General features: G+C 70.9%; 9 protein-coding genes. 3 read left to right on the top strand and 6 right to left on the bottom strand.

What is annotated here, in order from left to right; all coding sequences use genetic code 11:
• Positions 1–25 precede the first annotated feature (25 nt).
• The 3 genes from ABZT02_RS02480 to ABZT02_RS02470 all read right to left on the bottom strand — a co-directional run bounded on the left by ABZT02_RS02480 (position 26) and on the right by ABZT02_RS02470 (position 3251).
• Positions 26–652 carry an NAD(P)-binding oxidoreductase gene (locus ABZT02_RS02480; RefSeq protein WP_356013393.1) on the bottom strand — a complete coding sequence of 209 codons (627 nt, stop codon included), beginning with the start codon at positions 650–652 and terminating at the stop codon, positions 26–28.
• Between the two features lie 203 nt (positions 653–855).
• Positions 856–1530 (bottom strand): polysaccharide lyase family 7 protein, encoded by a 675-nt coding sequence (locus tag ABZT02_RS02475; protein WP_356013391.1) that lies wholly within the window; start codon positions 1528–1530, stop codon positions 856–858.
• Positions 1531–1733: 203 nt separating this feature from the next.
• Positions 1734–3251: a PHB depolymerase family esterase gene (locus ABZT02_RS02470; protein ID WP_356013389.1), complete on the bottom strand. Its 1518-nt coding sequence runs from the start codon at positions 3249–3251 to the stop codon at positions 1734–1736.
• Between the two features lie 354 nt (positions 3252–3605).
• On the opposite strand from ABZT02_RS02470, the gene ABZT02_RS02465 reads away from it, so the two are divergent.
• Positions 3606–5033, top strand: a complete 1428-nt coding sequence (locus ABZT02_RS02465; protein WP_356013693.1) for a tannase/feruloyl esterase family alpha/beta hydrolase — start codon at positions 3606–3608, stop codon at positions 5031–5033.
• A gap of 4 nt (positions 5034–5037) precedes the next feature.
• Here ABZT02_RS02465 and ABZT02_RS02460 read toward each other — a convergent pair whose 3' ends face one another.
• A complete protein-coding gene (locus tag ABZT02_RS02460; RefSeq protein WP_356013387.1) occupies positions 5038–5940 on the bottom strand; it encodes a S1 family peptidase in 903 nt (300 codons plus the stop codon).
• A 300-nt stretch (positions 5941–6240) separates the two neighbouring features.
• Between ABZT02_RS02460 and ABZT02_RS02455 the strand changes: the two genes are divergently transcribed.
• Both ABZT02_RS02455 and ABZT02_RS02450 read left to right on the top strand, forming a co-directional pair.
• Entirely contained in the window at positions 6241–7512 is a 1272-nt protein-coding gene (locus ABZT02_RS02455; RefSeq protein WP_356013383.1) for an MFS transporter, read from the top strand.
• A 228-nt stretch (positions 7513–7740) separates the two neighbouring features.
• Positions 7741–8247 (top strand): ArsI/CadI family heavy metal resistance metalloenzyme, encoded by a 507-nt coding sequence (locus ABZT02_RS02450; RefSeq protein WP_356013381.1) that lies wholly within the window; start codon positions 7741–7743, stop codon positions 8245–8247.
• A gap of 82 nt (positions 8248–8329) precedes the next feature.
• Here ABZT02_RS02450 and ABZT02_RS02445 read toward each other — a convergent pair whose 3' ends face one another.
• Both ABZT02_RS02445 and ABZT02_RS02440 read right to left on the bottom strand, forming a co-directional pair.
• Positions 8330–11716 carry a S8 family serine peptidase gene (locus ABZT02_RS02445; protein ID WP_356013379.1) on the bottom strand — a complete coding sequence of 1129 codons (3387 nt, stop codon included), beginning with the start codon at positions 11714–11716 and terminating at the stop codon, positions 8330–8332.
• A 30-nt stretch (positions 11717–11746) separates the two neighbouring features.
• Complete coding sequence (locus ABZT02_RS02440) at positions 11747–12526, bottom strand: DUF3152 domain-containing protein (RefSeq protein WP_356013377.1); 780 nt, start codon at positions 12524–12526, stop codon at positions 11747–11749.
• Positions 12527–12657: the final 131 nt, after the last annotated feature.

Genomic DNA, 12657 nt, shown 5'->3' with positions numbered 1-12657 from the left:
ACGTCGGGTGCGGGCGGGGCAATCGTCAGTCGGTGATGACGGCGTCGCGGTGTGTCCACTCGGTGCTGTGGGCCGCCTTGTACAGGAAGTCGGCGACGTCCGCGCGGCTGATCGTCGGGTTGCCCTTCATCGGGAGACGCTCGCCGACGAGGTAACTGCCCCTTGCGGGGCCCTTGGTCAGCATGGTCGGGTAGACCAGCGTCCAGTCCAGGCCGCTGGAGCGGATCGCCTCCTCGGAGAGCGCCTTGTTCGCGTAGATGTTCCGCAGGAACGTGCTGTACGCGACCTTCTGCATGACGCTCGCCGCCTTGTAGGTGTCACCCACGCCGAACGAGGACAGCCACACCAGGCGGGCAACCCCCGTTTCCTTGGCGGCGCCGATCACGGCGGCTGCGGCGCGGGTGAACAGGTCGTCGGCGCGGACGGAGGTGCTCCTGCCCAGCGCCGAGATGACGACGTCCTGCCCGATCATGGCCTTCGCGACGTCGTGGTGCGAGGTGGCGTCTCCGGCGACCACGGTGACCCGGTCGGCCAGGTCCTCCAGCGCCTCCGGCCTGCGCGCCAGCACCGTGACCGTGTCGCCGGACTGAAGGGCCAGGTCGACGATGTGGCGACCGGTGGGGCCGGTCGCGCCGAGGATGAGCAGATTCATGGCGGGGAACCTTCTGTGGACGCGGGTGAGCGGGGGCGGACCTGCCGCTGCTGCCGCCGGGCGGGCGGCGCGGCGTGAGCTAAGTGGACAACTGTCCGGTGCACTGGAACGTACCGGACAGCTATCCGGTTAGCAAGGACGGGTCCGCTGTGCGCACACCTGGGCTGTTCCGCGGCGGTCAGGTCTGTGCCGCCCCCTCGGGCTCACCGCGTCCAGTAGCGGATGTTGCGGAAACGGGCCTCGACACGCCCCGAACCGTGGTCGTAGACACCGTTCTTGAAGTAGCGGGTGGCCGGGCCCCGGTCGGCGACCGTCAGGACGAGGGAGTCGTCGAAGTAGACCTTGACCGTGCCCGTTCCGGCGCTCGCCTGGTGAGCGATCTTCACGTTGAACCAGGTGTCGTAGGCCCCGGTCCTCAGGGCCGTGCCGTCGTAGCGGCGCACGGTGCCCCCGCCCGTGTCGTAGACGTTGAGCATGATGTCGGTGGCCGGAGTCCCGGAGGGGTGGACGCTCCGCAGGATCTGGACGAAGGAGGCGCCGTCCGAGCCGGCGGGGAGATAGACGTCGGCGTCCCACATGTGGTCGCCCGTGGTGTAGTCGACCTTCCAGCGCATCTCGGTGCGCGGATCGGTGGAGCTGCCCTCCTCGAAAGGCTCGTCGGTGGCGTACACCCACATCCGGTGGACTCCGCCGCTGTAGGCGTGCCGCTCGTCCAGGTCGAGGTTCCAGGGCTTCTGCCAGCCGTAGGTGAACGACGTCTGCCTCCAGCCGTCGGTCGGGTCGGCGGCCACCGCCGCGCCCGCCGACCGGGGGAGAGCGAGCGCGGGGCCGCCGGACAGCAGGCCGGCCGCTGTCCGTAAGGCGGATCTCCTGTTCATGGTGCGTCCTTTCCGTTGCGGGAGTGGGGTCGACCGCGTCGGACCGCCGGAGCTGGGGCCGTCACGATCCGGTCGGGAGGCAACCCCAATACATCGGAGGAGTCAATGACTTCGACGATGCTTGCTGGAAGGGAAGGCGATTTTCGAGCGTACGAGGGGGTGCATTCCGCCCTATACACCCGATGTATCAGGAGTCCGAGAGATCAGGCCGGGCAGCCGGAGTCCGCGACGACGTAATAGCCGGGCGCGGTCTGTTCGAGGGTGTGCCCGGTGTACGTGTTCCACAGCCCCATGGGCTCGTCGGAGCCGTTGGCGTAGGTGCGGCCGCCGCTCTGGTGGGCACGTCCGGCGACCGTGTGCTCGTAGTTGCTCCCCGTGTGGCAGGTGGGCGCGAACCCGGTGGTGGTCGCCGGCACCGCCGAGGAGACCGCACCCACCGCACCCTCTGTGTCGACGGCCGCGACCGTGTAGCGGTACGTCGTCCCGGTGGCCAGGGCGGTGTCGGTGTACGCGGTCGAGGTGCTGGTGCCCACCTTTGTGCCGTCTCGGTAGAGGGTGTACGAGGCCGCGTCCGGTACCGCGTTCCACCTCAGGGCCACAGTGGTGTCGGTGGTCCCGGTGACCGTCAGTCCCGTGGGCGCGGGCAGGGCGCCGGTGCCCTGCCCGGCGCCGTCGAGGCCCCAGAAGCGGGCGGTGTGGTAGCTGGAGCAGACGGTGTCGAGGTAGTACGTGCCGGTGGCGCCGCACTGCTCCGCGCCGCTGCCCGGGTCGACCGCGAGCCCGTGCGCCATGCCGGAGACGGAGTAGACCTCGACCGCGGGCCGGCCGGAGGCGTCGTCGTAGACGGTCAGCGTGGTGTCCCCGCTCAGGTTCTCCGTGCGCGAGGGTGTCTGGCCGATGCCCCACACGCCGGTCCACTGGTCGCGGAGCTCGGTGGCGTTGGCGGGCCGGACCGTGGTGTCGGCCGAGCCCTGCCAGATCGCGACGCGCGGCCAGGAGACGGTGCCGGCGGGCGCGGCGGAGCGCACCAGGTCGCCCCACTGGGCGGGAGTCCGGTCCGGTGGGCTGTACATGCAGGTGTACGCCGCGGACACGGTGGTCGCGCACTGAGCGGGCAGGCCGGAGTCGATGGCGCCGCCCGCGAAGACATCCGGGTACGCGGCCAGCAGGTTCGCGGTCATGCCGCCGCCTGCGGACAGGCCGGTGATGAAGACCCGCCGGGTGTCGCTGCCGTACTGCGAGACGGCCTTGTCGACCATCTCCCTGATCGACAGCGCCTCGCCCTGACCGCGCGAACTGTCCCCCGGCTCGAACCAGTTGAAGCAGGAGTTGGCGTTGTTGGCGCTGCTCGTCTGGGGGAGGACGAGCGCGAAGCCGTAGCGGTCGGCGAACTTCGGCCAGCCGGAGTGGGCGTAGTAGTCGCTCGCGTTCTGCGTGCAGCCGTGCAGTGCGACCACGAGCGGGGCACCGGACGCGAGGGTGTCCGGCGCGTAGGTGTACATCGACAGGTTGCCGGGGTTGGTGCCGAAGCCGGTGACCTGGGTCAGGCCCGCGGCGGACGCCTGTGGACCCACGGCGATCAGGCCGCCCGTGAGCGCCAGGGTCCCCGCGGCGGCGGTGACCCAGCGGCGGATCCCTGTGATGAGGCGGCGGCCCTGCGCACGGCGGTCTGCCGTGCGGCGGTCTGTCGTGCGGCGGTACGGAGGGTGCGACTGTCCCATGACGACTGCCTCCTGATGTCCGGGCGGGGCCCGTTGACGGGTGTGCCGTGCATCATGGGGGCGCACCCGCGGGCCCTGGCATGGGCTGAACAGCCAGGCCCGATGGGGGCGCTGTGTGACGGCCGCCCATAGTCGCGCTCGCGCTCGGGCGGGAAGGGCCTGCCTCTCGGTCCGGGATGGTGTCCCGCACCATCGCCGGCGGGCTGACGGTGGATTGCCGCCCCATGTCTTGAGGCGGGTGAGGCGCCTTAGTCTCCGCGCATCCTTGTACGCGTCCTCGGAGGCCCACTGATGCGTCGCCCCTTGACCTCTCCGACAGGCTCCCGGAAGCACCGCCTTCCCGCGGCCCTCGCCGTGGCCGCTTTCGTGCTCACTCCCCTGCCCGCCACCGCCGCGGCGGAGCATCCCGGCGGTCACTGCGCACACCGCGCGCAACTGCGCGTACCGGGCGCCGAGCGTCAACAAGCGTCCTGTCTGGCCGAGTTGACGACGGCGGGCACGGTCGCCTCGGGACACACCGACCCGGCCGACTGGGCCGGACTGACAGCGAAGGACCTGACCGTCCCCAGTGGAGTCCCGGGGATCCAGATCGACGGCTACTTCCCCGACACCTCCACCACCAACACCAACCACGGCTGGAGGCACGACTCCCAGTTCGTCATCCGCCTGCCCGACCGGTGGAACGGCGGCCTGGTGGTCGCCGGTACCCCCGGCAACCGTGAGCAGTACGCCAACGACCGGGCCATCGCCGACCAGGTGCTCTCCCGCGGCTATGCCTACGCCGCCACCGACAAGGGCAACACCGGCCTCGCCTTCTACCGGGACGGGAAGAGGCCGGGTGACGCCGTCGCCGAGTGGAGCGACCGGCTCACCCAGCTGACGCGGGCCGCCCGGGCCACGGTCGCCCGGCGCTACCACCGTCCCCCGTCGCGCACTTTGGTGACCGGCATGTCCAACGGCGGCTACCTGGTGCGCCGGCAACTGGAGAAGCATCCGGAGCTCTACGACGGCGGGGTCGACTGGGAGGGCACCCTGTGGCGCTCCGACGGACCCACCCTGCTGGACTTCCTTCCCGAGGCGCTGCGCCACTACCCGGTGTACGCCGCCGGGGGCGTGGGCGCCCGACAGGCGCAGGAGGCCCTGCACGCCGCCGGGTTCCCGGCCGGGTCGGAGTTCCTGTGGCCGTATCACCACCAGGTCTACTGGGACCTGACCCAGCGCATTTACCGCGAGGAGCTCGACCCCGGTTTCGACGGGGCGACGGAGGCCGGGACGCCGTACTGCGCGACGGGCACGCCCGCCTGCGACGCCGACTACGACTACACCGCGCGTCCGGAGGAGGTCAGGCAGGCCGTGGCGAGGATCGCCCTGACCGGACGGATCCGCAAGCCGCTGATCACCCTGCACGGCACCCTGGACGTCCTGCTGCCGATCAGTCAGGACTCCGACGTGTACGCCCGTATGGTGCGCGACAGCGGGCGAGGCGGGCTGTACCGCTACTACCGCATCGAGGGCGGCACCCACACCGACGCCCTGGTCGACCTGTTCCCGGGCCGGCTGCGCCCTCTCGCACCCTGCTTCCGCACGGCGTTCACGGCCCTCGAACGCTGGCTCGACGCGGACCGGCGGCCACCCGCCTCCCGGACCGTGGCCCTGCCCGGCGGGGCGGACGTCGCGACGTCGGCGAACGACTGCTCCCTGGACGGACGGGACGGAACCGGCCACCTGGACAGAACCGGCCACCAGGACGGGGCCGGGGCCCGGCGCGCTCAGTCCCGTTGAGTCGTCAGTAGACGGTCAGCCCGTACGCGTCCAGCACTTCCTGGATCGGCTGGTAGTAGGTGGTTCCTCCCGTGGTGCAGTTCCCGGAGCCGCCGGAGAGGGTGCCGATGACCTTGTCGCCGGCGTAGAGCGGGCCGCCGCTGTCGCCCGGCTCGGCGCAGATGTTGGTCTGGATCAACCCGCGGACGACGGTTCCGTCCGCGTAGTTGACGGTCCCGTTGAGCGCGGTGACCCTGCCGCAGTGGACACCGGTGGTCGCACCCCGGCGGCAGACGCTCTGGCCGACGTAGGCGGTCGCGGTCCCGGTGACATCGACGGTTCCGATGGTGCCGGGGTGCGGCACGGCCGGGTTGGCGTACCGGACGACACCGAAGTCGTCGCCGGGGAAGCTGGTGCCGGTGGTCGGGCCGATCGTCGTGGTCATGGCGGAACTGGTGTACCAGGTGGGCAGGGCGTCGGTGCAGTGACCGGCCGTGACGAAGTAGTAGGTGGAGCCGGCGCGCACGTTGACCCCGGCCGAGCAGCGCCAAGCGGACGCGTAGATGCCGTCGCCGCCCGACACGAGGGTGCGCAGCCGGCCGTCGAGCCGTTCGACGGCCGCGGCATCCGTGAAACGCCCGGTGGCCCGTCGGATTCTGGCCAGGTCCGTGTCCGCGACCGTGGAGTCGGCGGAGACCCGCAGTGTCCCGGTGCGCTCGTCGACGGCCCAGGCCGTCCCGGCGATCCCCAGCAGTCCGACGGCCGAGGCCGCACCGGACAACGAGGCGGCGGAGGGTGCGGAGCCGGCCCGGGGCGCCGCGGCCGCGCCGGTGCCGGACACGGCGAGAGCGGTCACCATCAGCAGGCTCACCACCGCGGCGATCAGTCCTGGACGCCTGGTGTCGGTACGGCCGCGTGCTCTGATCACTGAAGCCTCCCGAGGGCGGTGGGCCGGGTTCGGAGGACGCCCGTCGGATCGCCGGGCGTGCTGTGCTTCCGTGCGGTGATGCGGTGATGCGGTGTTGCGGGTGCGAAGGGTGAGTCGACCCCCGCGCCGAGTGGCCGACGCTTCAGTGTGCCCGGCCGTGCCCGGCGCGGGTAGACGGCCTTCGGCCGATGAACCGGTCTTCGGCTTGGGGCAATTGTGGCTCTTGCTTTGCCAGTGCATGCGTTGTCTGTCGCGTCACTCCGACCTAGCCTCACCTGCGGAACCGTGGGAAGGACCGGCATGCTGACGACCGTTCGAGAGCAGGCGAAGGGACTCACCAAGGACCAGCGCAACGCGTTCGTCGCCGCCTATCTGGGCTGGGCGATGGACGCGTTCGACTACTTCCTGGTGGTCCTCGTCTACAGCGAGATAGCCGACGACTTCCATGTCTCCCTCACCGACATGGCGTTCCTGACCACCGCCACCCTGGTGATGCGGCCGGTCGGTGCCTTCGTCTTCGGTATGTGGGCCGACCGGCGGGGCCGTCGGCTCCCGCTCATGGTCGACGTGGTTTTCTACTCGATCGTCGGATTCGCCTGCGCCTTCGCGCCCAACTACGCCGTCCTGCTGGTACTTCGCCTGCTGTACGGCATCGGCATGGGCGGCGAGTGGGGACTGGGCGCGGCCCTCGCCATGGAGAAGATCCCCGCCGAGCGGCGCGGCTTCTGGTCGGGGCTGCTCCAGAGCGGCTACTCGCTGGGTTACCTGCTCGCCGCCGTGGCGTTCTTCGTCATCGAACCCGCCTTCGGCTGGCGCGGGTTGTTCGCCTTCAGCCTGGTGCCCGCCCTGGTCGCCCTGTGGGTGCGGACCCGGGTGGAGGAGAGCGAGGTGTGGGAGAGGAGCGTCAAGCTCAACAGCACCCCCGCGTACCAGGTGTTCAGGAACCCGGCCGTGCTGAAGCGCTTCGTGTACCTCGTGGCGCTGATGACCGCCTTCAACTGGATGTCGCACGGCACCCAGGACATCTACCCGACCTTCGTCAAGAAGGGCCTGGGTCTGTCCCCGGACACCTCGATCGCCATCGCCGTCGTCTACAACATCGGCGCCATGATCGGCGGCGCGCTGCTGGGCGCCTTCTCCGAGAAACTGGGGCGCCGGCGCACGATCATGATCGCGGCGGCCGGGGGTCTGGTCGTGGTGCCGTTCTTCGTCCTGTCCACGACCGTGGGCTGGCTGATGCTCTCCTCCTTCCTCATGCAGATGTGCGTCCAGGGAGCCTGGGGCGTCATTCCCGCGCACCTGACCGAGATGAGCCCGGACGCGATCCGCGGTTTCTACCCGGGTGTCACCTACCAGCTCGGCAACCTGATCGCCGCCCTCAACCTCCCCATCCAGGAAGCCCTCGCCGAGCGGCACGGCTACCCGGCGGCGATGGCGTGGACCGTGGTGCCCGCCCTGGCCCTGGTGATCGTGCTGAGCGCCGTCGGCAAGGAGGCCAAGGGCATCCGCTTCGGCACCTCGGGTGCCCCGGGCGGCCGGGCCCCGAGCACCGCGGCGGCCGAGGGCGCGTAGGCCGCTTCCGCGTACCGACCGGGCGCCGGCGCTGCCCGGTCCTCACCCGCCGTCGTTACCGGGGCGGCCCTCGGTCAGCAGCGGGCCTCGTCCTGACCGCCCGCGCACGGCAGCGCCCCTTGTTTCGACATACTTCTATGTTGACGTCCGTCTATCCAGGTGGCAACCTCGGCTGTAGCGTCTGTATCGACAACCGTCGATACGGCATCGCCCGGATGGGAGACCGCCATGTCCCGAGTCCAGTTGGCCCTGCGCGTCGCCGACCTGGAAGGCTCGATCGCCTTCTACTCCAAGCTCTTCGGTACCGAGCCCGCCAAGCGCCGTGAGGGCTACGCCAACTTCGCCGTCGCCGAGCCCCCGCTGAAGCTGGTCCTCATCGAGGGCGAGCCGGGTGAGGAGACCCGCCTGGACCACCTCGGTGTCGAGGTCGCCGGCACCGAGGACGTCGACGCCGCCACGACCCGGCTGAAGGAGGCGGGCCTGGCCACGTTCGAGGAGAACGACACCTCCTGCTGTTACGCCGTGCAGGACAAGGTGTGGGTGCACGGCCCGGGCCGGGAACCGTGGGAGGTGTACGTGGTCAAGGCCGACGCCGACACCCTGGAGAAGGCCGACACCTCCCCGGACGCCTGCTGCGGCACCACCGCCTGCTGCACTCCCGAGGAGCAGGCCCTCGATCCCGCGCAGAGCCCGGGCGAGGCGAAGGCGGCCGCAGGGTGCGCCTGCGGAAGCTGACCGGTTGCCAGCGCCGGGCGCAGGCGGCCCTCTGCCCGGGACAGCGCGAGGCCGTCCCGGGCAGAGATGCGTACCGAGGGGGTTACGGGGTGGTCAGATAGGCCCTTTCGATCGTCTGGGTCAGAGTGTTGCCCGCCCGGTCGGTCAGCTCCGCGCGCAGGGAGACCGAACCCGCCGACGCCGGGTGCTTCAGCGACAGATGCGTGCCGCCGACGGACTTGGCGGGCTGCCAGGTCCTTCCGTCGTCGTACGACACCTGGAAGGCGAGCTTCGCCGGGCGCTGTCCCGCCGCCGCGCCCTCGACGGTGAAGGGCACCTCGAAGTTCCTGCCGGCCTTCGCCGTACTGGCCAGGGTCAGGTCGGGGCTGAAGCGGACCGCCGACAGCGGCAGTGCGGCGAAGTCACCCTCCGGGGTCGTGGCCGAGTGGAAGGTCCACTCCACGTGGACGCGGGTGCTGATCCCGTGGACGGCCGGGTCGCGGGAGCCGTCCACCGTCAGTTTGTACGCGGTGTCCTGCGCCGGAAGCGTGTACTCGGTGAGACCGTCGGTCACCGGGGTGTCGTAGTCGTCGGGGATCTCCTTGCCGTTCGCCTCCAGCCTGGACGTCCCCGAGGCCAGGTTGCTGATGCCCCAGTGGCCGGAGCCGTCGCCGAACAGCGGCAGGTAGGCCCTGAGGGTGTTCCCGGAGCGGCCCGCGCCGGGGTAGCCCCTGGCGACTCCGATGTCCTCGGGCCGGTTCATGACCGGTCCGAAGACGCCCACGGCGAACCGCTCCTGGTAGGTGCGGCCTGCCTGCCAGGTCTTCGGCATGCGCATCTGGAAGCTCTCGAAGACCGAGTCGCGGCCCTCTCCCGAGAGCTGCCAGGTGCGCAGCGACCACTTCACGCCGTTGTCGAGGATGTACTCGGTGCTTTGGAACGGCAGGTCCCCGCGCATGTCCGACCAGCCGGTCACCAGCCGCCCGTCGGGCAGGTGTGCGGTCACCTCGGCCTGGACGCGCCGGCCGTCGACCGGCTCGCCCACCTGGAGGTTCACCTTGGCCAGCTGCTTGCGCCCGACCTTCGCGGTGAAGCCGTCCAGGCTGCCCTCGCGGTACCAGCCCAGGTTGTAGTTGACCGGCTTGCCGTCCTTGTCCTGGCCGGCCCAGCCGCCGGAGTACAGGGACGTCAGCCCGTCCACGGGTTCGTCCGGGCCGAGCCGCCCGAACCGGGAGCCCTCGAAGGTGGGCATCAGGAACTGGAGTGAGGCGTCGTCCTGTCCTTCACCCCGCCCGTAGCCGATCGCGACCGCGGCGTCGTTGTTCACGGCGGCCGGGTCCGGCACGGTGATGTCCACCGGCTTCGCCTGCCGGGCGTCGACCTCGACCGTCGTGTCCTTGTCCAGCCGCAGCCTGGGCTGGATCAGCACCGCGTGCCGGTCGGACGACAACGACGGGTGGATCATCCCGGTGAGGAGGTAGTCGGCCTTGGGTAGCCGTACCGTCAGCTCGCCGTCCTGCTCGTCGGCGTACTCGGCGTAGAAGTCGCCGTAGAGGTCCGCGACGGAGGTGAGGGCGTCGCCGGTCGGCTTGCCGTCCTCGTCGGTGTGCTTGAGCGTCAGCGAGTACGACTCGACCTCGCGCTCCACGCCGACCGCGGACCGCACCTGTACCTTGCCGTCGGCCGAGGTGGCCGACACCGAGCCGCCGAAGCTGCCGTCGACGGTGCCGGCGCGGGTGTCCGCGGTGACCTCGGCGCTCGCCTCGCCGCCCGCCGGAACGGTGACGCGCTGCGGGGAGACGGTGAACATGCCTTCGGCGGCGGGCTTTGCGTCCACCGCGTAGGCGTCCACGGACAGGTCGAGGGTGACCGGCTCGGTGCCGAGGTTGCGGTAGGTGAGCTGCTTGGTCACCGCCTTGTCGTCGTCGTGCGGCCACTGCTGGACGCCGAAGTCGACCGGGCCCTGCTCGGTGACGACGTCCTGGTCCAGTGCCCGGACCACGTCGACACGTCCGGTGCCCTGCTGGAAGGAGCTGTACGCGCCCGGCTTCGCCGAGCCGGTGAGCACCGCCCTCAGGCGCTCGCCGCCCCAGCCGGGGTGCTGCTGCGCGAGGATCGCGGCGGCGCCCGCGACATGCGGGGTCGCCATCGAGGTGCCGTCGAGCGTGAGGTAGCCGGGGATGTCGGAGGGGTACCACTCCTCCAGGGAACTGCCCGCGGCGGCCGCGGCCGTGATGGCGACACCGGGCGCGGTCAGGTCGGGCTTGACCCCGCTGTCGCCGACGCGCGGCCCGCGGCTGGAGAAGTCGGCGAGCGCGTCGGACTTGTCGACCGCGCCCACGGTGAGCGCGGACGCGGCGCTGCCGGGCGAGCCGACGGTCCGTTCGCCGTCGCCCTCGTTGCCGGCCGCGATGACGAAGAGGCTGTCCGACTCGGCGGAGAGCCGGTTGACGGCCTCCTCCATCGGGTCGATGCCGGGGGAGTCGGTGCCGCCCAGGCTCAGGTTGACGACATCCGCGCCCTGGGCCACCGCCCACTCCATGCCGGCGATGATCCCGGAGTCCGTGCCGGCGCCGTCGTCGTCCAGGACCTTGCCGTTGAGGAGCTGGGCGCCCGGCGCGACCCCCTTGTACTTCCCGCCCGACTTCGCGCCGCTGCCGGCCACCGTGGACGCCACGTGCGTGCCGTGGCCGAACTTGTCGGTGGTGGTGCCGGTGCCGCTGAAGTCCTGCTCCGCGACCACCTTGCCCGCCAGGTCGGGGTGGCTGGTGTCGATGCCGGTGTCCAGTACGGCGACCTTGGTCCCGGTGCCGTCGAATCCCGCGGCCCAGGCGGTCGGTGCGCCGATCTGCGGGACGCTCTTGTCGAGGGAGGCGTGGCGCTTCCCGTCGAGCCACAGCTTCTCGACGCCGGCGTCGGCGGTGAACTCCGCCGTGCCGTCTGTGGACTTGTGGGTGACGGCCTTCCAGAACCCGGCCCCGTGCTTCTTGGCCGAGCGCATCGCCCTGCCGTTGACGACGGGCAACTGGCGTCCCATCCGCGCCCCGGCCTCGGTGAACGGACTCGTCGAGGGGGCCTTCTTGCCGCGGAACGTGACGATCAGCGGCAGGTCGGAACGGCCCGCGTCGTCGTAACCGTCCTTGATCAGCTGGGTGACGTCGAACAGCCGCGGGTCCAACGTGCCCTTGGCCAGCAGCAGTTCGGCGTCACCGGGGACGACCCGGGTGTGCCCGGCGACGTTCCGGATCGAGAACGGCATGTTCTTCCGGCCTTGTGCCCGCTCCACTCCCGAGACCTGGCCGGTGCCGTCCACCAGGACCCGGTCGCCGGTGACGAGCGTGACCGTCTTCACCGCAGAGGCCGTACGGGCGCCCCTGGCGGAGACGTCGGCGACGGCTCCCGCGCCGGCCGGGAGTCCGGCGAGGACCAGGGTCGCGGAAGCCACCCCCGCGGCCATGGCGGCATGTCTGCGGCGTACGCGTAACTCCATGTGCACTCCTGAGAGTCGGGGATCAAGACGTCACGGGACGGAGGGCCCCGTGACGAGACGGCCGTCGCTGTCGTACGGCCAGACATTGGGGACGCAGCCGAGCAGGCCCTTGATCTGCTGCATCATCGCCGGGGCCGGCTGTCCCTCGCCGGGGCAGGTGACATGGCCGTGGCCGAGGAAGTGACCCACCTCGTGGTTGATGATCAGCGAGCGGTACCCGACGACGTCCTTGCGGTAGAACTCGGTGGCCAGGACCCAGCGCCTGAGGTTGACCATCACGTCGCGGTTCACGCTGCAGTTGACCGTGCCGCCGGTGTCGAGGCCGCCCTCGGCGCATTTCTCGTCGACGGTCGCCGGGGTGGCGAGGCGGACCACGAAGTCGGTGGGGCCGTCGGACACCCGCTGGAACGCCGAGTGGCCGTCGGCCGTCCAGCCGCGCGGGTCGGCCAGGGTCCGCTCCACCTGCGCGGCGACGTCCTCGGGGGAGAGCGTGATGCCCTTCTCCACCTCGACCCGGTAGCGCAGGGGCGTGCCCTTGCCGACCCGTTCGCTCCCGCCGGGCGCGACGACGAAGGTCCCCGGACCGCTGTGGGGGAGGGGGGTCGTGGAGGGACCGGGAGGCGCGCCGGACTCCTCGGAACTCGACTCCGGCTCCGGCGACCCGATGTCCCTCGGGGGCGCCGGACCCTCAACTGCTGAGGGAGCCGTGGACCTTGTCTTCGCGTCGGACGGCAGCCACGCCACCACCGCGCCACCGACGGCCGCGAAGACCGCCAACGCGGCCAGACCGCCCAGCAGTTGGCTCTTCACGCTCCGCCCGGAGCGCATCCGGCGACTGCGGCCGGCGGGGTTTCGTCTGTGCGCTGTCACGGTCGTTCACGATGTGATCGCCATGTGATCGGACCTGGCCCGGAGGGTAACGAACCGATAACCCTCCTGGT

Origin of the sequence: Streptomyces sp. NPDC005402, from assembly GCF_040606575.1 — a bacterium.
Taxonomy (GTDB): domain Bacteria; phylum Actinomycetota; class Actinomycetes; order Streptomycetales; family Streptomycetaceae; genus Streptomyces.
The sequence above is the reverse complement of the archived record's forward strand: the minus strand, read 5'-3'. Positions and strand labels throughout refer to the sequence as shown.

Coding starts and splice junctions, on each gene's coding strand:
- ABZT02_RS02480 (WP_356013393.1), bottom strand. CDS start 652: ATGAATCTGCTCATCCTCGGCGCGACCGGCCCCACCGGTCGCCACATC.
- ABZT02_RS02475 (WP_356013391.1), bottom strand. CDS start 1,530: ATGAACAGGAGATCCGCCTTACGGACAGCGGCCGGCCTGCTGTCCGGC.
- ABZT02_RS02470 (WP_356013389.1), bottom strand. CDS start 3,251: ATGGGACAGTCGCACCCTCCGTACCGCCGCACGACAGACCGCCGCACG.
- ABZT02_RS02455 (WP_356013383.1), top strand. CDS start 6,241: ATGCTGACGACCGTTCGAGAGCAGGCGAAGGGACTCACCAAGGACCAG.
- ABZT02_RS02450 (WP_356013381.1), top strand. CDS start 7,741: ATGTCCCGAGTCCAGTTGGCCCTGCGCGTCGCCGACCTGGAAGGCTCG.
- ABZT02_RS02445 (WP_356013379.1), bottom strand. CDS start 11,716: ATGGAGTTACGCGTACGCCGCAGACATGCCGCCATGGCCGCGGGGGTG.